Source organism: Rahnella perminowiae (genome assembly GCF_019049755.1).
GTDB classification, from domain to species: domain Bacteria; phylum Pseudomonadota; class Gammaproteobacteria; order Enterobacterales; family Enterobacteriaceae; genus Rahnella; species Rahnella perminowiae.
In genome coordinates, this window is record NZ_JAFMOS010000646.1 from 15,707 (window position 1) to 34,656 (window position 18,950).

16 protein-coding genes are annotated in these 18,950 nt (G+C 53.5%); 5 read left to right on the top strand and 11 right to left on the bottom strand.

Annotated features, from left to right (window positions below; genetic code table 11):
* Positions 1-3: 3 nt before the first annotated feature.
* Positions 4-900: a sulfolactaldehyde 3-reductase gene (gene yihU / locus J1785_RS26350; protein WP_217221054.1), complete on the bottom strand. Its 897-nt coding sequence runs from the start codon at positions 898-900 to the stop codon at positions 4-6.
* Positions 901-1,072: 172 nt separating this feature from the next.
* On the opposite strand from yihU, the gene J1785_RS26355 reads away from it, so the two are divergent.
* Complete coding sequence (locus J1785_RS26355; RefSeq protein ID WP_217221055.1) at positions 1,073-1,969, top strand: sugar kinase; 897 nt, start codon at positions 1,073-1,075, stop codon at positions 1,967-1,969.
* A gap of 36 nt (positions 1,970-2,005) precedes the next feature.
* Complete coding sequence (locus tag J1785_RS26360; RefSeq protein ID WP_129954816.1) at positions 2,006-2,791, top strand: DeoR/GlpR family DNA-binding transcription regulator; 786 nt, start codon at positions 2,006-2,008, stop codon at positions 2,789-2,791.
* A gap of 94 nt (positions 2,792-2,885) precedes the next feature.
* On the opposite strand, the gene J1785_RS26365 is transcribed toward J1785_RS26360, so the two are convergent.
* Entirely contained in the window at positions 2,886-4,079 is a 1,194-nt protein-coding gene (locus J1785_RS26365) for an amino acid aminotransferase (protein ID WP_217221056.1), read from the bottom strand.
* A 226-nt stretch (positions 4,080-4,305) separates the two neighbouring features.
* On the opposite strand from J1785_RS26365, the gene J1785_RS26370 reads away from it, so the two are divergent.
* Positions 4,306-5,055 carry a 3-oxoacyl-ACP reductase family protein gene (locus J1785_RS26370; protein WP_129991939.1) on the top strand — a complete coding sequence of 250 codons (750 nt, stop codon included), beginning with the start codon at positions 4,306-4,308 and terminating at the stop codon, positions 5,053-5,055.
* 66 nt (positions 5,056-5,121) lie between these two features.
* Here the strand turns inward: J1785_RS26370 and J1785_RS26375 are convergent, their stop codons facing one another.
* Together J1785_RS26375 and J1785_RS26380 are read right to left on the bottom strand one after the other, a co-directional pair.
* Positions 5,122-5,754 carry a YitT family protein gene (locus J1785_RS26375; RefSeq protein ID WP_129954819.1) on the bottom strand — a complete coding sequence of 211 codons (633 nt, stop codon included), beginning with the start codon at positions 5,752-5,754 and terminating at the stop codon, positions 5,122-5,124.
* Positions 5,755-5,999: 245 nt separating this feature from the next.
* On the bottom strand, positions 6,000-6,464 hold the full coding sequence (locus tag J1785_RS26380; RefSeq protein ID WP_129954820.1) for an Lrp/AsnC family transcriptional regulator: 465 nt from the start codon (positions 6,462-6,464) through the stop codon (positions 6,000-6,002).
* Between the two features lie 135 nt (positions 6,465-6,599).
* Between J1785_RS26380 and J1785_RS26385 the strand changes: the two genes are divergently transcribed.
* Positions 6,600-7,379, top strand: coding sequence for a transporter substrate-binding domain-containing protein (locus J1785_RS26385; protein WP_217138131.1), 780 nt, complete (start codon positions 6,600-6,602; stop codon positions 7,377-7,379).
* Between the two features lie 3 nt (positions 7,380-7,382).
* On the opposite strand, the gene alr is transcribed toward J1785_RS26385, so the two are convergent.
* Positions 7,383-8,462, bottom strand: a complete 1,080-nt coding sequence (gene alr / locus J1785_RS26390) for an alanine racemase (RefSeq protein WP_129954822.1) — start codon at positions 8,460-8,462, stop codon at positions 7,383-7,385.
* Positions 8,463-8,641: 179 nt separating this feature from the next.
* On the bottom strand, positions 8,642-10,048 hold the full coding sequence (gene dnaB / locus J1785_RS26395) for a replicative DNA helicase (RefSeq protein WP_129954823.1): 1,407 nt from the start codon (positions 10,046-10,048) through the stop codon (positions 8,642-8,644).
* Between the two features lie 182 nt (positions 10,049-10,230).
* Between dnaB and J1785_RS26400 the strand changes: the two genes are divergently transcribed.
* Positions 10,231-11,214 carry a quinone oxidoreductase gene (locus J1785_RS26400; RefSeq protein ID WP_129954824.1) on the top strand — a complete coding sequence of 328 codons (984 nt, stop codon included), beginning with the start codon at positions 10,231-10,233 and terminating at the stop codon, positions 11,212-11,214.
* A 510-nt stretch (positions 11,215-11,724) separates the two neighbouring features.
* Here J1785_RS26400 and pspG read toward each other — a convergent pair.
* From pspG to J1785_RS26425, 5 genes are all read right to left on the bottom strand, one after another.
* Entirely contained in the window at positions 11,725-11,961 is a 237-nt protein-coding gene (pspG, locus tag J1785_RS26405) for an envelope stress response protein PspG (RefSeq protein ID WP_129954825.1), read from the bottom strand.
* A gap of 191 nt (positions 11,962-12,152) precedes the next feature.
* A complete protein-coding gene (gene dusA, locus J1785_RS26410) occupies positions 12,153-13,157 on the bottom strand; it encodes a tRNA dihydrouridine(20/20a) synthase DusA (RefSeq protein WP_129991937.1) in 1,005 nt (334 codons plus the stop codon).
* A gap of 129 nt (positions 13,158-13,286) precedes the next feature.
* On the bottom strand, positions 13,287-14,726 hold the full coding sequence (locus tag J1785_RS26415; protein ID WP_129954827.1) for a sugar porter family MFS transporter: 1,440 nt from the start codon (positions 14,724-14,726) through the stop codon (positions 13,287-13,289).
* Between the two features lie 9 nt (positions 14,727-14,735).
* Positions 14,736-15,635 (bottom strand): aldose 1-epimerase, encoded by a 900-nt coding sequence (locus J1785_RS26420; RefSeq protein WP_217221057.1) that lies wholly within the window; start codon positions 15,633-15,635, stop codon positions 14,736-14,738.
* Positions 15,636-15,653: 18 nt separating this feature from the next.
* Positions 15,654-18,908 (bottom strand): DUF5107 domain-containing protein, encoded by a 3,255-nt coding sequence (locus tag J1785_RS26425; RefSeq protein ID WP_217221058.1) that lies wholly within the window; start codon positions 18,906-18,908, stop codon positions 15,654-15,656.
* Positions 18,909-18,950 lie beyond the last annotated feature (42 nt).

An 18,950-nucleotide genomic window follows, 5' to 3' on the forward strand; every position in this document is an offset into this window, starting at 1 on the left:
GCGTTACGGATGTATTTTTTGTGTCAGACCGGCGCTGGTGCGCACCTGCTCAAGAATGGCCGTCCAGTCCTGACGTCCGCGTCCTGCGGCGCGTGCCTGGTTGTATACTTCACGGGAAGCCGCACCGAGCGGCATCGGCACATGCAGCTGATTAGCGACATCCAGCGCAATACCCAGATCTTTATGGGCGAGGTCAATCATGAAAGCGGGTGACACATCCCCTTTCAGCACTTTGTTCGGCCATGACGTGGTGAAGTGGCCTTTTCCGGCCGGTGTTCCGCTCATCACCTGCAGCGCCACATCGAAAGACAGATCCAGTGCCTCGCACAACACGGCGGCTTCAGCGGAGAGCGCATTCAGGGCAATGCTCATGTAGTTGTTGATCAGCTTGACGCGGATCCCTTTGCCCGGCCCGCCCGCATTGATCAGTTCAGACCCCATCGCCATCAGCACCGGCGTTGCGCGTTCAACCTGTTCAGGCGTACCGCCCGCCAGCAGCAGTAAAGTCCCGGCCACTGCATGATCAGAGGTTCTGCCCACCGGCACATCCATCATGCTGAAGCCCTTTTCGTGCATCTGAGCAATCAGCTTGTCGGTCTGTAACGGGTGAATTGTCGACATATCGATAACCAGTGCCGACGGGTTCAGGGTTTCGCAGACACCCTCAGGGCCAAACAGAACCTCGCGCACCAGATCACCATTGGGCAGCATGGTGATAACAAAATCCGCACCCTGCGCCGCCTCTGCCGCACTCTTAACGCCCGATGCGCCCTGATGTACCAGCTTCTGTACTGCCTGCGGGCTGAGATCGAACACCGCTAACCGGTGCCCCTGTTTAACCAGATTGGCCGCCATCGGAGCGCCCATTTGCCCCAGACCAATAAATGCCACATTTGCCATGCGTCTCTCCTTTGTGCTGATCAGACATGTCACTTTTTGATAATCAGCGGTGTCTTTGTTTGTCGTTTTTTGATCGTATTTGTAATTTAAAGTCAAAAAATTGACAGCCATCACTTTTTTAACAATTGGCTAAATTAAAATAACCTCATCAAAATACGCTTAAGGAATAGCCATGATTCGCATTGCCTGTGTCGGGATTACCGTAATGGACCGGATCTATTACGTTGAAGAATTGCCTGCGGGAGGGGGAAAATATGTCGCTGAAAAATATCATGAAGTGGGCGGCGGTCCCGCCGCTACGGCAGCCGTTGCGGCAGCCCGGCTGGGGGCGCAGGTGGATTTTATTGGCCGTGTGGGTGATGACGATACCGGAAACCGGCTGCTCGCGGAGCTGGACTCCCTGGGGGTAAATACCCGGTACGTCCGCCGCGTGGAAGGCGCCAGCTCGTCTCAATCCGCCGTTCTGGTGGACAACAACGGTGAGCGGATCATTATCAATTATCCCGGCCCGGATTTGCCCGCTTGTGCCACATGGTTACAGGCTATCGATTTTTCACAGTGGGATGTGGTGCTGGCAGATGTGCGCTGGCATGAGGGAGCGAAACAGGCATTTACGCTGGCGCGTCAGGTGGGTGTAATGACGGTGCTGGATGCCGATGTGACGCCGCAGGATATCGCCGATTTAGTCGCTTTAAGCGATCACGCCGCGTTTTCCGCTCCGGGTTTACAACGGCTGACCGGAAAATCTGACGCCGGTTCTGCATTAGCCAAAGCCAAAACGCTCACAAAGGGTCATGTCTATGTCACACAGGGCGGGCAAGGTTGTCTGTGGCTGGAAAATGACAGGCTGCATCATCAGCCGGGCTTCGCCGTTAATGTCGTAGACACAACCGGCGCAGGCGATGTTTTTCATGGCGCACTGGCGGTCAGTCTGTCTCAGAACGCCTTGCCTGCCGAAGCGGTTCGCTTTGCCAGCGGGGTCGCGGCACTGAAATGTACACAGCCTGGTGGCCGCGCGGGGATACCTGACTGTGATCAGACCCGGTCTTTTTTGTCACTTTCTGTATAGAATACGACTCAGACGCTCATTTTGAAGGATGTATCCATGAGTCTTACTGAACTGACCGGCAATCCGCGCCACGATCAACTGCTCGCACTGATTGCCGAGCGCGGTTACATGAACATTGAAGAGCTGGCGGCGCTGCTGGATGTCTCGACCCAAACTGCCCGCCGCGATATCCGCAAACTCAGCGATCAGGGGCTGATCACGCGCCATCACGGCGGCGCGGGGCGTGCGTCAAGTGTGGTTAATACCGCCTTCGAACAGCGCGAGATTTCCTGGACGGAAGAGAAAAAAGCCATTGCGGAAGCCATCGCTGATTACATTCCTGACGGCTCGACAGTGTTTATCACCATCGGTACCACGGTCGAGCAGGTCGCCCATTCGCTGCTCAATCATAACCGCCTGCGGATTATCACCAACTGTCTGCGCGTCGCACATATCTTGTATAAGAATCCGCGCTTTGAAGTGATGGTGCCGGGCGGAACACTGCGTCCGCACAATGGCGGAATTATCGGCCCTGCCGCCACGGCTTTTGTCGCAGGATTCCGTGCCGACTATCTGGTGACCAGTGTCGGCGCTATTGAAAGCGACGGTGCCCTGCTGGAGTTCGACGTCAACGAAGCCAGCGTGGTGAAAACCATGATGGCGCATTCACGTCATATTCTGCTGGCCGCTGACCATACCAAATATCATGCCTCTGCAGCGGTCGAAATCGGCAATATCTCGCAAGCCACAGCGCTGTTCACTGACGAACTTCCGGCCGCCGGGTTGCTCAAGGTACTGAAAAACCATCAGGTAGAAGTCATCAAAGTCAGCACGGCGGAATAAAAAAGCCGACATTTCTGTCGGCCTTTAAGCGTACCCTGTGACCGGGGTGAATGAGCGCAACCAACGCATCCGCAGCCCGAAATATGACGGGAATTTACTGGACCGCGGCGAAAGCTTCAGCCACTTGCCTGACGTTATGGTGATTCAGACCGGCCATGCAGACGCGGCCGCTGAGGATCAGGTAAACGCCAAACTCTTCACGCAGACGGATAACCTGCGCTTCGCTGAAACCGGTGTAGCTGAACATACCGCGCTGTTGCAGCAGGTAGCCAAAATCACGCCCCGGTAAGGCCGTTTTCAGGCTGTCGACCAGGGTGTGGCGCATTTCCAGAATACGGATGCGCATTCTCTCGACTTCCGCTTTCCACTGGGCGTTCAGGGCGCTGTCGCTCAGAACTTCTGCAACGACTTTTGCACCGAAGCTCGGCGGGCTGGAGTAGTTACGGCGCACGGTTGCTTTCAGCTGACCCAGCACACGTCCCGCCGCATCGCTGTCTTCGCAGACCACAGACAGGCCGCCGACACGTTCACCGTACAGGGAGAAAATTTTCGAGAAGGAGTTACTGACAAAGCAGTTAACGCCAGCAGAGGCCATCGCGCGGATAGCGTAGGCGTCGTCGTCAATGCCCGCGCCAAAGCCCTGATAAGCGATGTCGAGGAACGGGATCAGCTCACGCTGTTTGGTGATTTCAATCACCTGATCCCACTGTGCTGGCGTCAGGTCAGAACCGGTCGGGTTGTGACAGCACGGATGCAGCAGAACGATGCTTTGCGCTGGTAAACTTTTCAGGCGGTCAATCATCGCCGGGAAATTCACTCCCAAGGTTTCAGGATCAAAGTAAGGATAAGTATGCACTTTGAAACCTGCGCCACTAAAGATGGCCACGTGGTTTTCCCAGGTCGGATCGCTCACATAAACTTCAGAATTCGGGAAATAAAACTTCAGGAAATCAGCGCCAACTTTCAGTGCACCGGAACCGCCGACGGTCTGAATAGTCGCGATACGCTGTTGTTTCAGCGCCGGATGTCCGGCACCAAACAGCAGCGCCTGGATACCTGCACGATACGCAGGTAACCCTTCCATTGGCAGATAGACTGACGCGGCCTGCGGCCCGGCATTCAGTTGTTGCTCGGCTTTTTCCACCGCCGCCAGTTGCGGAATAATACCCTGCCCGTCGTAATAAAGACCGATACTCAGGTTTACCTTATCTTGTCTCGGATCGGTCTTGAAGCTTTCCATCAGCGACAAAATCGGGTCACCGGCATAGGCATCGACATGTTGGAACACGGTATACATCTCCTGGGTTGGGTTGAGTGGCGCTGCGATCCACGTCCGGTAAGCCGGCGCATCACAACTGTTTCACAGACTATCAAAGTTCGTTAAAAAAGATGACAACTATGTTGGCAATTTTCGGGCACGTATTGCATATCAAACCGGCCGTTCACCTGAGATTCTGATTTGCTGCTATGAGCTACGATCAAACCATCACCTCATCCATCCGGAGTACCGTAATATGACGACTCAATACGCATTGCAAAGTAAAGCCGCTTTCGTTCAGGGCGGTTCACGCGGCATCGGTGCCGCTATTGTTCAGCGTCTGGCCAGCGAAGGTGCCAGCGTGGCTTTCACGTATGTCTCATCTGAAGATAAAGCGCAGGCGCTGGTGAAAACTATCGAAGCCAGCGGTGGCAAAGCGCTGGCGATTAAAGCCGACAGCGCCGATGAAAGTAGCGTCCGCTCCGCCATCGACAGCGCGGCGAAAGCATTCGGTAAAATCGATATTCTGGTCAATAACGCCGGTGTGCTGGCGTTCGGCGAAATCGATGCGCTGACGATGGATGATTTCGACCGTACCATCGCCATCAATGTGCGCAGCGTTTTTGTCGCCAGCCAACAGGCTGCGCGCCATATGCCTGACGGCGGACGCATCATCACCATCGGCAGCGTCAATGCCGATCGCATGCCATTCCAGGGTGGTGCTGTTTATGCCATGAGCAAATCAGCTATCGTCGGCCTGACCAAAGGTCTGGCACGGGATTTAGGGCCGCGTGGCATTACCGTGAACAACGTCCAACCCGGCCCGGTCGATACCGATATGAACCCGGCTGACGGCGAAATGGCTGATGGCATGCGTTCTTATATGGCGCTCAACCGCTACGGCAAAGACAGTGAAATCGCCAGCTTTGTGGCTTATCTTTCCGGCCCTGAAGCGGGTTATATCACCGGTGCGAACCTGACGATTGACGGCGGCTTCGGCGCATAATTTATGCCGATGTACTGACAAAAATGGCGCAGGTCTCTGAACCCTGCGTCATTTTCATCCATGTCGTCAGACGCTGTAGCGCCCCGGCCGGTGATTCATTGCAATGATCAGATTGACGATCACCGCACCCAACACCGAAGCAATCAGCATTTCGTAACTGACGACGAACAGCGACGCCAGGACGATGCAGCAGTCCACACCCATTTGCAGTTTACCGGCACGGATACCGTATTTGTCCTGCAGAAACAGCGCCAGAATGTTCACGCCGCCCAGACTGGCTTTATGACGGAACAGCACAATAAAGCCGATGCCCATAATCACGTTAGCAAACAACGTCGCGTAGAATGGCTGAAGATGATCAAAGTGCACGAAAAGCGGATGCAGATCGGAGAAGACGGAAACCAGTGCAACAGCGGCAAACGTTTTCAGCGTGAACGGCAAACCCATACGACGAAAAGAGAGATAATAGAAAGGTAAGTTGATGATAAAAAAGGCCGTACCGAACGAAACCTGCGTGACGTAATGTGCCAGAAATGCCATTCCTGCCGTGCCGCCGGTCAGTGCGCCGACCTGCCGCAACATCACCACGCCAAAAGAGACCATCAGTGTACCGATAATGATCGCCAGCGCATCTTCAATCAGCGTATGCCCGATGCGCGGCTGTTCAACCGGCTGTTTGATGTCATCAAGAGTTGCCATAATTCCCCATACCCCAAAATAATAATCCTAACGTCTGATTTTGAGATAATTATTGAGATAGAGAATTAAGGCAATATTCACGCGCGTAATTTGCATCAAAAATCGAAAATAAGATTTTATGACGCGTTAATTATTCTTTACATGCACAAAACACGCATATTAATTCAAAATAATGCACCATAAAAGTGATATTGCACCAAAACAAATCACCTTAATAGTGCACGCAAAATAAAGGGGGGATTTTTTCAGGCAATCGTCAATAAGCCGTTTTCTTTTAGACGGTTAAGCACTACCGATGTTTTTACATGGGAGACACTTTTATGCGCTGACAGGATTTGGCTGATCAACGTACTTAAACCGGCTAAATCTTTCACCGCAACTTTCAGCAGATAATCCGCATCCCCGGTGGTTTTATAGGCATCAATAATCGCATCAACTTCACCCAACATGCTGTGAAATGCATCGACCTGTGCAGGTAAATGGTTTATAAGCCTGACTTCAATCAGTCCAATCATCCCCAAGCCCAGTGCTTCCGGTGCCAGACGCGCGTGATAGCCGAGGATCATCTGAGCCTGTTCAAGGCCAATCCGCCGACGTGAACACTGTGATGCTGACAGCCCCACCAGTTCGCTTAATTCCTGATTGGTCAGCCTTCCGTTCGTTTGTAATAAGGTCAGAATTTTAAGATCGTAATCATCAATGCTGTACATGGCAGTGTTCCTGTCGTTTTAATTTTTATGTGTCGGATTCTTATTGCAAAAAACATTCCCACTCTGGCCAGTTATAAATACTTCCCGGCGATTTTTTCTTATACTTGCGCATGATTTAAACGCAAGGAAAAAATAATGAAAAAAGTACTCTGCTCTCTCGTTTTGCTGTCTGCCTTGCCCGGTCTGGCAAAAGCTGACACCCCATCTTCACACCTTGAGCGCGTATTACAGAAAGGCTCGCTGAATGTCTGTACCACCGGTGACTATAAACCGTATACGTTTTTGAAAGAAAACGGAGAGTACGAAGGTATTGATATTGCGATGGCGGGATCACTGGCGGCAAGTCTGGATGTAAAAGTGAACTGGGTGCCGGTCACCTGGAAAACACTGCCGGACGAAATGAGCGCCGGGCATTGTGATATCGCGATGGGCGGAATTTCAGTGACGCTTAAACGCCAGCAAAAAGCCTGGTTCGCTAATGTATTGGATCAGGACGGGAAAATCCCGCTGGTGCGCTGTGAAAATGTGCGTCAGTACCAGACGATTGCGCAGTTAAATCGCCCGTCCGTGCGCCTGATTGAACCGGCGGGCGGTACCAATGAAGCCTTCGTGCACAGCCATCTGCCGCAAGGCACGCTGGCACTGAGCGATAACGTGACCATCTTCCAGAAGCTGGTGGATAAGAAAGCGGACGTGATGATCACTGATGCGTCGGAAGCGCTGTATCAGCAGAAACATTATCCGAAACTGTGTGCGGTGAATCCGAAGAAGCCGCTGCAATATGGCGAAAAGGCCTACATGCTGCCGCGTGATGACATAAGCTGGAAGATGTATGTCGACCAGTGGCTGCACCTGAGTAAAGCCACCGGCGAATATCAGAAAATTGTCAGCCAGTGGCTGGCGGTGAAAAAGTAAGGTTTAGTCGCCAATATAAACGCGGGCGACCCGCTCGCTGAGTTGGGTAATCAGCTCATAAGCACTGATACCGGTTGCCTGCGCAATGCGCTCAACCGGTAATTTCTCGCCCCAGAAAATCACCTCATCCCCTACGTTGTCTGTGGCTTCCGGCCCCAGATCGACGGTGATCATGTCCATCGACACGCGCCCGGCAACCGGTACCTCACGGCCATTAACCCACACAGGTGTACCATTTGGCGCACTGCGCGGATAACCGTCGCCGTATCCCATTGCCACCACACCAAGGCGGGTATGGCGGTCACTGACCCAGGTACTGCCGTAACCGACAGGTTCACCGGCGGCATGTTCACGTATGGCAATCAGGCTGGAAGTCAGGGTCATTGCCGGTTGAAGCCCAAAATCGCTGGCCGTTCCGGTTTCCATCGGCGACACACCATATAAAATAATGCCCGGGCGAACCAGATTCATATGCGATTCCGGCCACAGTAAAATACCGCCGGAAGCCGCAATGGATTTTTGCCCCGGCTTGCCTTTGGCAAATTCATTAAAGCAGCTCAGCTGTTTCGGTGTGGCATCGCTTTCCGGTTCATCCGCGCGGCAGAAATGGCTCATCATATTGACTGGCTGAACCACGTTTTTGCAGGCACTCAGACGCTGATAGAATGCATCGGCCTGTGCCGGATGGACACCTAAACGGTGCATACCGGTGTCGATTTTCAACCAGACATTCAGCGGACGCGCGAGATCAGCACTTTCCAGCGCCTCAAGTTGTTCGATGCTGTGAACAGCGGTATCCAGCTGATGGCCGACCAGCAGCGGTAATTCGCTGGCAGAGAAAAAACCTTCGAGCAGGAGGACGGGCTTTACCACTCCGGCTTTACGCAGCATCAGTGCCTCACTGAGCCGCGAAACACCGTAATAATCGGCATCCTGCAGGCTGTGCACCGTCTCCAGCAGACCGTGCCCATAAGCGTTTGCTTTCACCACCGCAACCAGACGACTTTGTGTCGCCAGATGACGAACCCGTTGCAGATTGTGTCGCAGAGCGCGGCGATCAATGACAGCCGTAGCCGCTTTCATTTTAAGTCCTTTGCATGAAATTATTGAGGTTTTAGCAGCCTAAAGGGGCGTTATTGGCGCAGCCAGTTTGCGTTCGGCCAGCGCGGAAAAACCGGAGTGTACACGTAGTACACGAGCCAATCTTTCCAAAAAAAGTGAGCACTGCCCGGCCACAAAATGGCAAGCAAAATAGCCCCACACTAATCTTCGTCGTATTGCGGGCCGCCATAGTTATCAAACCGCGACCACTGACCGTTGAAGGTCAGGCGGACGGTACCGATCGGGCCGTTACGCTGTTTGCCGAGAATAATTTGCGCGATGCCTTTTTCTTCACTGTTGTCGTGATAGACCTCGTCACGATAGATAAACATGATTAAGTCGGCATCCTGCTCGATTGAGCCGGACTCACGTAAGTCGGAGTTGACCGGGCGTTTATCCGCACGTTGTTCCAGGCTTCGGTTCAGCTGCGACAGCGCTACCACCGGCACCTGCAATTCTTTCGCCAGCGCTTTCAGCGAGCGGGAGATTTCGGCGATTTCCAGCGTACGATTGTCGGACAACGCCGGAACGCGCATCAGTTGCAAATAGTCGATCATGATCAGGCTCAGACCCCCGTGCTCACGGAAGATGCGTCGCGCACGCGAACGAACTTCGGTTGGCGTCAGGCCGGAGGAGTCATCGATATACATGTTACGTTTTTCGAGCAAAATCCCCATGGTGCTGGAAATACGCGCCCAGTCTTCATCATCAAGCTGACCGGTACGGATTTTGGTCTGATCGACGCGGGAAAGCGACGCCAGCATACGCATCATGAGCTGATCGCCGGGCATCTCAAGGCTGAAGATTAAGACCGGTTTATCCTGCATCATCGCGGCATTTTCGGCGAGGTTCATCGCAAAAGTGGTTTTACCCATCGACGGACGCGCCGCCACGATGATCAGATCAGATTTTTGCAGACCCGCCGTTTTCTTGTCGAGGTCAGCATAACCGGTTGAAACGCCGGTTACACCGTCGTGCGGACGCTGGAACAGCTCTTCGATACGGGAAACCGTGCTTTCCAGAATACGGTCGATGCTTTTCGGACCTTCGTCTTTACTGGCGCGGCTTTCGGCAATCTGGAATACCCGGGATTCGGCTAAGTCCAGCAGGTCTTCGCTGCTGCGGCCTTGCGGATCATAGCCTGCGTCGGCAATTTCATTAGCGACGGAGATCATTTCCCGGACCACAGCACGTTCACGCACAATGTCCGCGTAAGCGCCGATGTTCGCCGCACTTGGGGTGTTTTTAGAAAGTTCTGCCAGGTAAGCAAAACCGCCGACAGAATCCAGATCGCCTTTCTGTTCCAGAGATTCAGAAAGCGTGATCAGGTCGATCGGCTTGCTCATTTCCAGCAAACGCTGCATTTCGGTAAAAATCAGGCGGTGCGGGCGACTGAAGAAATCATTGCTGACCACCCGCTCGGCCACGTTATCCCAGCGTTCATTGTCCAGCATCAGCCCGCCCAGAACGGATTGTTCAGCTTCCAGCGAATGCGGCGGAAGTTTCAAGCCTTCCATCTGGCGATCGCGGTTTTCGTTCTGTTGATTGGTCGGTTTTTTTGCTGCCATCTGTGGATTATTTCCTGCTCTAAGCGCCTGTTTTATGAGCGTCAGGTTTCCAAAAATCGGAGCCTGACTCGCGCGACAGTATAAACCATTTCAAAAGGGTATTAACCCTTAGTGCCGAAAATCTGGATTGTCCGGGACATTTAGCCTAGGGTTGAAATCAGTCTCCATCACGAGGAAAAAACATGGCAAAGCGCATCCAGTTTTCTGAAACAGGTTCCCCGGACGTCCTGCAATACGTTGATTATCAGCCCCGGGATCCGCAGGCAGGTGAAGTCCAGGTCGAGAATAAAGCCATCGGCATCAACTATATTGATACTTACGTGCGCAGCGGTCTTTATGCACCAGCCAGTTTTCCGGCGGGTTTAGGCACGGAAGCGGCAGGCGTAGTCAGCAAAGTTGGCAGCGGTGTCACTGACATCAAACCGGGCGATCGTGTGGTATATGCACAATCCGCGCCTGGCGCTTACAGCGAATTCCATAACGTGCCGCAGGAAAAAATTGCTCTTTTGCCGGAGGCGATCAGCTTTGAACAGGCCGCAGCCTCTTTCCTTAAAGGGCTGACAGTTTATTATTTACTGCGCAAAACCCATGAAGTTCAGGCCGGTGAAACCATTCTCTTCCATGCCGCAGCAGGTGGCGTAGGCCTGATTGCCTGCCAGTGGGCGAAAGCACTGGGTGTAAAACTGATTGGCACCGTGGGCTCCGATGAAAAAGCTGAACGTGCCAGACAAGCCGGTGCGTGGGAAACCATTAATTACCGGACAGAAGATATCGCAACCCGCGTGGCAGAACTGACCAACGGTGAAAAAGTCGGTGTGGTTTATGACTCCGTCGGCAAAGATACCTTTGAAAAATCGTTAAACAGCCTGAAACGCCGCGGTTTGCTGGTCAGTTTCGGCAATGCGTCCGGCCCGGTAAAAGGCGTAGATCTGGCGATACTCAATCAGAAAGGTTCGCTGTTTGTGACGCGTCCTTCCCTGAATGGCTACGTGACTAACCGGGAAGAACTGCTGGAAGCAAGCAGTGAGTTGTTCTCACTGATCGCCAGTGGCGCGATAAAAGTGGAGGTCAGCGATGCCCAGAAATTCCCGCTTTCCGAGGCAAAACGCGCACATGAAACGCTGGAAAGCCGCGTGACGCAAGGCTCGAGTTTGCTCCTCCCATAACAGTTTCCTTAAGCCATTGACGTTACAGCAAGGCAGCAAACGAATGCGTTCCGATGAGCTTACTCAGGTAAGTGATTCGGGTGAGTGAGTGCAGCTAATACAGCTGTGGCGGCAAGGGCGACGGGGAAAAATGCAAAAAAGGCTTTCACGGATGTGAAAGCCTTTTTTACTGCCTGACTCAGACGACCTCTGATATCAGACGGGTACTGCTGTAGGGTACTGCCGGGTAAATCCGCAGGGCGATGTCACTTAAGCGACTATTGTGTGCCTCAGCGGACTTGATGAATTCGTTTTACAGCCTGCTGGCTGCCAATGAATTCCATCCTAACAGTCACCCATGTTAAAAAATATGATTTATGTATTTCGACCGCACATTCTGATTCAGCTTGTGATCGCTAGCACATAAGCAAAAGTTATCGCTGCAACGGTTACATTTTTTTGCGCTCAAAACACAGCCAGCAATCACCATGATTTCATGCAGTTACGTAAATCTATAAATTGAAGCTGTTATTACGGCAAGCGACGGCGGCGGTATTTCGGCTCATCAGGCCGGAAATATGTCCGATAAATCCAGACCGTAATCACGGCCAGAACCAGCCATGGTAACATTTTTATAACAATAGCCAGGAAGCCGCCCAACATCATCAGAGCAAATGCTACGATCAGAGCCGCAACCATACCCAGCAGAGAAATGCCGGTCAGCATCAGCATAAAGAAAAAACCAAGCACGAAGAGAATTTCCAGCATCGGGTGCTCCTTAATAAGCCATGTGCAATAAGACGTAGCGTCCAAACACGTATTAGCCATTACAAGAAACGTGCCAGTATGAGAGGATAAATAATGTGTTGAATAATAAAGGAAAAAATCTTCGCAGGCACGTACAGCCTGCGAAAATATAGTAAATTTGACTAATAAATAGTGATTTTACTCACCTGTTTTCAGGCCTGCGCTGTCACTTGCTGCTGAGCAACCATTTGCAGCGCCTGTTCGACCACATCGATGCCCGCACCCGCTTTATGTGCATTCTCGCTAAGATGGCGACGGAACTGACGCGCTCCCGGCACCCCCTGAAACAGGCCGAGAATATGACGGGTGATGTGGCCGAGGTAAGTGCCTTTGCTCAGTTCCGCTTCGATATACGGATACAGCGCGCGGATAATATCCGGCCCGGTTTTTAGCGGTGCATCAGAGCCGAATAATTCACGATCAACGTTCAGCAACATACCCGGATTCTGGTAAGCCTCGCGACCGACCATCACGCCATCCATATGTTGCAGATGCGTTTTAGCTTCTTCGAGGGTTTTGATGCCGCCGTTAATGGCCATGGTCAGGTGCGGGAAATCACGCTTGAGCTGATACACGCGCGGATAATCCAGCGGCGGAATTTCACGGTTTTCTTTCGGACTGAGGCCGGAAAGCCAGGCTTTACGCGCATGAATAATGAAAGTATCGCAACCGCCGTTTTCAGAGACCTGACGGATAAAATCACACAAGAATTCGTAGCTGTCCTGATCGTCAATGCCGATACGGGTTTTGACCGTAACCGGAACCGAGACGACATCGCGCATCGCTTTAATGCAGTCGGCGACCAGCGATGCCTGCCCCATCAGACAGGCCCCAAACATGCCGTTCTGCACACGATCAGACGGGCAGCCAACATTCAGGTTAATTTCATCATAACCACGCTCTTGCGCCAGCTTCGCGCAATACGCCAGATCGGCCGGGTTGCTGCCGCCAAGCTGCAATGAAACCGGATGTTCTTCTTCACCAAACCCCAGATAATCCCCTTTGCCGTGAATAATGGCACCGGTGGTCACCATTTCGGTATACAGCAACGTCTGACCGGTCAACAGCCGGTGAAAATGGCGACAGTGGCGATCGGTCCAGTCGAGCATCGGCGCAACGGAAAAACGCTGGGCGGAAAAAGAGGTGGGCTGGGGCATTGCGTGTTGAGTTTCTGACATCGGCCTGACATTCGCTGAAGGGGTTCGTGGTGCTCCCTCCGGCGCAACGCCAGAGGGAAGTTAATCGCTGATTATACCACAGAACAAAGATTCGGCATCGTATGGGGTTTAGTGGCTTTCGGACATCGCCGCTTTTTCAGCTTTTCGCTCGGCGTCGGTACGGCTGAGACGCTGCTCCAGTGCTTCAAGCGTCACCCCGCGAGTTTCCGGCACGTTGCACTGGATGAAAATCCAACCCGCCAGACAGATAACAGCGTAGATGAAGAAACTGCCCGCTGCACCCAGCGCTGCGTTCATCAGCGGGAAGGTGTAAGTCAGCAGGAAACAGGCGATCCACAATGCCAGCGTGCCCACCGCCATCGCGTTACCACGCACCCGGTTAGGGAAAATTTCAGACAGCAATACCCAGGTCACCGGTGCCAGCGTCATGGCATAAATGGCGATAGCCACCAGCACCAGCAGTAACACCGGTAACCCCGTGACACCAAACGAATAAGACAGTCCGATCAAAATATAAATGACGGTCAGCCCCGCAGAACCCAGCTGCATCAGGCGACGGCGGCCGATTCTGTCCACCAGCGGCAGTGCCAGTAAAGTGAAAATAAGGTTGATGAGGCCGGTGGCGACAATCGATTTCAGCGTATCGTTGATGTCAAATCCCGCCGAGGCAAAAATTTCCTGTGCATAGTTGAATATCACGTTGATGCCGCACCATTGCTGGAAAATTGCCAGCACAATCCCCATCAGAATGACCGGCCTGACGCGCGGCTCCCACAGCGTGGAAAACGGCACTTTCTGGTTTTCCGAGCCCAGTGACCGGCGGATATCCGCCAGCGTAACGCGGGCATATTCCACGGAACCGATCCGTTGCAGAACTTTTTCGGCCTGCGGATAACGGTTAGCTTTCGCCAGCCAGCGCGGGGATTCCGGTACCACAAACATCAGGATCAGGAAGATGGCGGCCGGGATAGCTTCAGCACCAAACATATAACGCCAGCCGGTCTGACCGTTCCAGCTCTGTAAAATGTCCGCCTGCACAGCGGCAGAGGCGACCGGTTCGGCTATCATCAGATTAATAAGCTGTGCGGCCAGCACCCCCAGCACAATTGTCAGCTGATTCACGGCCACAAAGCGCCCGCGCTTTTCTGCCGGACTGATTTCTGCGATGTAAACCGGGGCCAGCGCGGAAGCCAGGCCAATCCCAACACCGCCCACAATTCGCCAGAACACAAAGCTGTTAAAGCTGAATGCCAGTGCCGTACCGACACCTGATGCAGTGAACAGAACGGCAGCGATAATCAGAGGCAGGCGACGTCCGTACCGGTCCGAAAGTGAGCCCGAACCCGCCGCGCCCAGAACACAACCCAGCAGCGCGGAGCTCATGGCCCAACCAGACATTGCCGCATCGGTGATGCCGAAATACGCCTCGTAGAAAGGTTTTGCGCCGCCGATCACCACCCAGTCATAGCCAAACAATAAGCCGCCGCAGGCAGCCACCAGACAAATCATCCACACGTAGGGCATATTCAAAGCTTTTGAGTCAGACATAAGCATTCCTCATTCCGGGATGTTAATCGTCGCGCTATGCAGCGACATTTGCTGTGTCAGAGATTCGCCGGGAGATAACACCCGCAGCGAGCCCCCGTGCGGCAAATGATGATCGTTTGCCGCATGGGTCATGGGTTCAAAACAGAAGAAATCATGCTGACAACCGGGGTCAAAACGGCTGTCGGATATAAACAGGAAGAACACCGGGCAGTCCGGAGACATGGTCAGCCGCAGCGTATGGCCGGATTCTGGCCAGACAATCTCTGCCTTGCCATCCCAGCCGGAAAAACCGTTATTCACCCAGTGGCGGGGAAGGGGCTGAGGCGTGCAGAAATCCAGACCGGCAGGCAGCTTGTTATGGTGTTTGCCCGCCAGCCACTGCGCGTCTTCCTGCCAGTAACCGGACGCTGTTGCCTGAAGACGGGTGGTTTCGCTGAGCGGGAAAAACGGGTGCCATCCCAGCCCGAAAGGCAGAGGATCAGCCCCCTGATTGGTGATACATAAGCTGATATCCAGCCGGTTATCATGCAAAGAAAAATGCTGCTCCGCCCGATAGCAGTAACTGTCGCTGCGATGCGTAAACGCCAGCGTCAGCGCGACCTCATTCTGAAAAACGCATTGCCAGTTTCCCAGCCAGCCATCGCCATGCAGATAATGCGCGTCCCCGGTGTTGGGCGGCAGAGTGTAATGGCGGCTTTCAAAATCAAAAGCGTTGCCTTTCAGACGGTTACCAAAGGGAAGAAGAGGAAAACAGGCCGACTCTGCGGCTGGGGTATCCTCACTCAGTACTGACGGGCGCAGCAGAGGGACATTGTCATCCGCCCGCTTTGCCAGCAGTTGCAGGATAGTGCCGCCGCATGGCGACACAGTCAATGCAAGCCGATGATTTTCCAGAGAATACAGAGCCATTTTTCTCTTCTCCTTCACTCAGCAATCCGGCAATTGTGAAAAGAGATGTGCTTTGGCACAGGAAGGATCCAGCGCAAAGATTTGCTGCAACACATCGGCGTAAGCCTCGTTTTCCAGACCACGCAGGGCCAGCGCTTTCACCAGCAGATAATGAATGCGATGCTCTTTCTGACGATCGCTGGTAAGCACGACTAAATCCGGCAATGACACCGCGAAGAAATCAGCCTGAACAGGCTGGTCCGCTGTGCTCTCCGCCCATTCCAGCATGTGCCTGAAGACCTGACGGCTTTGCTCTATATCATTAAGTTTGCGCAGTGCCATACCCTGATAGAACAAATAATCTACCGGCTGATCATTGTAATAGCGCCGCTCGCCAATCCCTTTGTCGCCCGCCGCCGCACGCTCAAACCAAGTCTGCGCCTGTTTATGCTGCTGAAGTTTTTGCGCACAAATACCCAGCCAGAAGCAGATATCGTTATCCGTTTGCCCGACCAGCCGTCCTTCGCTGAGGTTTTGCGGATATTCCAGCGCGGATAACAGCTGCGTCTGCGCGGCAACCACATCTCCTGCACTGAGATATTCAAACGCCAGCAACTGTTTATTCAGCAGATACTGACCGGTGATGCGCCCTTCACCGCCTTCCCATGGATGGAATTTCCGGTCAGCCAGCAGTGCCCGTGCTGCCTGTAACTGTCCGCACTGGTTATATAAACTGAGAAGTTCAGCGATCAGATCGTCACGCTGTGTGGCGACGGACAACACTTTTTCCAACCGCGCCAGACGGATTTGCGGCGCAACGCCGGTCAGGCGGTTAAGCAGATCAGATTCAAATAACAGCCGCGCATCCTGTGGCTGTAAACGGCACGCCTCTTCCAGACAGTGGTGCGCTTTTGCACTATCTTGCTGACGGTTCCACGCATCAATTCCCAGTCCGCGCCATGCATCCGCAAAGTCCGGTTCCAGCACCAGACAACGCTGCCAGCAGGCCACCGCCGTTTGTGTATTACCTTTGCTGTAATGGAAAGACGCCAGTAAATGCAAGGCAAATGCGTCATCAGGGAAAGCCTCAAGCATGCGAACTTCCGCCAGCCATTGCGGGAAACGAACATGCTGCGGGAAAGCATTTCGCGCTGCCAGACACAATGCCTCGCGCCCTTCTTTTTGCAGGGAAGCTTGCAAATACAGCGGTAACGTTTCCTGACTTTTCAGCACGTCCAGCGCTTCGAGTGCCAGCGCATCCAGTCCGCAACCGGTCAGCTGAATGGCGATATTCATGGCGTTTTCGCCACGCCGGCCGGTGACATCGCGCAATTGCGCTGCCGATTTCGCATCAGGCGAAAGGTGATAACGCAGAAAGTGCAGAAGGTAATGCAGCGGGTAACGTGTTAAATGTGCTTCGATATACGTCTCGGCGTCCTGACCTAGCAGACACAGCAGCGTGGCTTTCAGTCCTATCAGGCCGTAATGATTCGCCTGCGTCGCCAGCCCCTGCTCACAGAAACTCAGCGCCTGCGGATACTGCTCACGGCGGATGGCTATCCGTGTCAGCCCGAAGTAGCCCCCGGATTTAGCGTTGCCGCTCCAGACGGCGCGGTAATAGCTGTCAAAAGCCGCGTCAAAATCACCGGTCTCCTCAAGCGCGTTCGCACGAACGAGACTCGCCAGCCCGCATTGCGGATTCTTATTCAGCCTGTGTGCCCGGCTCAGCGCCACATCAGCAAAAGCCAGGGCCTGAGTAAAATTAGCCTGATTGTAGCTGAGTGTTGCCAGCGCCAGATTGCAGCGATAATCCAGCGCATCCAGTTCCACACCACGCCGGTAATAATTCACAGCCTCCTGACTGGCATGGTTGTATTGCTCAAGATGCTGACCGATAAACCAGGCCTCATCTGCCGAAGTGATGTCCTGCGCGGGCAAGGGCGCGCTGGCAGGCGACGGTAACGGCGTCTCACTGGCCTGATGCTCCAGATAGGACAACAGCTCTTGCCCCTGTTCATTCAGCAAGCGCAGCTGAAGGCGCGATGGGAATTCGCCACTCAGTTCGCCCTGAACCACGTCTCCAGGCTGCAAAGTCATGTCCTTTTCCAGCAGAATTTGCGTGCCATCTTCAGAACTGATCCTGATTTTCGCGCCTTGCAACGGACTGACCGCATAAATGCCCCACGCCAGTTTTGGCCCGTGACGCTCAAGTTTAATCACCGCCTGCCCGGAGGCATTCTGCACCGTACCCAGGGCACTGTAAGGCAGGAAGTTCTGAACGAAACACTTCTCCTCAAATGCATCCAGCCAGGTGAAATCCGGCTGGTTATCGGTGAATACGCCGGTCATCAGCTCAATATAAGGCCCGTTGTTATCGGTCAGATTACGATCCCACGCACGACCGAAATCGCAGTTCCCCCACGTCCACTGCTTTTTACCCGGCGATACATGATGGTCAGCGATGTGCAGTAATCCGCCCTGCTGTTTGTGGTCATACGCGCCCACGAAGTCATAGTCAGATTTGTCGGCCATGTAGGACGTCGGAACGGGAATGTTTTTATAGCGCGAGATATCCACGCCCGCCGAGTAATCCACCTTATAATAGGTGCCGGTGGCTATCGGGAAGGAAGAAACGTCCCGTTTACCGTGATCGAAAACGGCGGTGACATCCGGCGGAAATACGCTCTGATGGCCATCTCCGCCGGTAACTGCAGGATTAGCCCACCACAGGAAATGGCGCGGCGTCGGATTGCCGTTGTAAATTTTGGCGCTGATTTCCAGCAGCGCTTTATCGGGATAAAGGGTGAAACCGGTCATTACCTGCAAGCCGCGCATCGGTTCCACTTCGCCCATCCACACGGTTTGAGCACCGTTATCGTGCGCCTGAAGAGTGAAATCCACCGGCATAAAAGTGGTCGGACGGTGATGCTGCGGCCAGTTAAATTCGATACCCCCGGAAATCCACGGCCCCAGTAAACCGACCAGCGCGGGTTTCACCACTTCGTTGTAATAGACAAAATCACGCTGTTTTATTTTGTCCCAGGCACGGTGGACACGACCACCCAGCTCCGGTAGCAGCATGATTTTAAGAAAATCATTTTCCAGATACAGCGCCTGATAGGTTTTCATAACCTTCGCACCGGTCAGCGTATCCGTCACGCCGTACGGATATACCGCACCGGAAGACCCCTGATAAACCCGGTGTGCCAGAAACATCGGGTGCGTGTCCTGTTTTCCTGTCAGCCAGGTCGGGAGCTCGATCGCTTCCTGCCAGACTTTTACCGCTGTGCTCATGATTTCCCCTCAGTGCGCTGGATCGAAATATCAATTTCGAGA

Coding starts and splice junctions, on each gene's coding strand:
- yihU (WP_217221054.1), bottom strand. CDS start 900: ATGGCAAATGTGGCATTTATTGGTCTGGGGCAAATGGGCGCTCCGATG.
- J1785_RS26355 (WP_217221055.1), top strand. CDS start 1,073: ATGATTCGCATTGCCTGTGTCGGGATTACCGTAATGGACCGGATCTAT.
- J1785_RS26360 (WP_129954816.1), top strand. CDS start 2,006: ATGAGTCTTACTGAACTGACCGGCAATCCGCGCCACGATCAACTGCTC.
- J1785_RS26370 (WP_129991939.1), top strand. CDS start 4,306: ATGACGACTCAATACGCATTGCAAAGTAAAGCCGCTTTCGTTCAGGGC.
- J1785_RS26375 (WP_129954819.1), bottom strand. CDS start 5,754: ATGGCAACTCTTGATGACATCAAACAGCCGGTTGAACAGCCGCGCATC.
- J1785_RS26380 (WP_129954820.1), bottom strand. CDS start 6,464: ATGTACAGCATTGATGATTACGATCTTAAAATTCTGACCTTATTACAA.
- J1785_RS26385 (WP_217138131.1), top strand. CDS start 6,600: ATGAAAAAAGTACTCTGCTCTCTCGTTTTGCTGTCTGCCTTGCCCGGT.
- alr (WP_129954822.1), bottom strand. CDS start 8,462: ATGAAAGCGGCTACGGCTGTCATTGATCGCCGCGCTCTGCGACACAAT.
- dnaB (WP_129954823.1), bottom strand. CDS start 10,048: ATGGCAGCAAAAAAACCGACCAATCAACAGAACGAAAACCGCGATCGC.
- J1785_RS26400 (WP_129954824.1), top strand. CDS start 10,231: ATGGCAAAGCGCATCCAGTTTTCTGAAACAGGTTCCCCGGACGTCCTG.
- pspG (WP_129954825.1), bottom strand. CDS start 11,961: ATGCTGGAAATTCTCTTCGTGCTTGGTTTTTTCTTTATGCTGATGCTG.
- dusA (WP_129991937.1), bottom strand. CDS start 13,157: ATGCCCCAGCCCACCTCTTTTTCCGCCCAGCGTTTTTCCGTTGCGCCG.
- J1785_RS26415 (WP_129954827.1), bottom strand. CDS start 14,726: ATGTCTGACTCAAAAGCTTTGAATATGCCCTACGTGTGGATGATTTGT.
- J1785_RS26420 (WP_217221057.1), bottom strand. CDS start 15,635: ATGGCTCTGTATTCTCTGGAAAATCATCGGCTTGCATTGACTGTGTCG.
- J1785_RS26425 (WP_217221058.1), bottom strand. CDS start 18,908: ATGAGCACAGCGGTAAAAGTCTGGCAGGAAGCGATCGAGCTCCCGACC.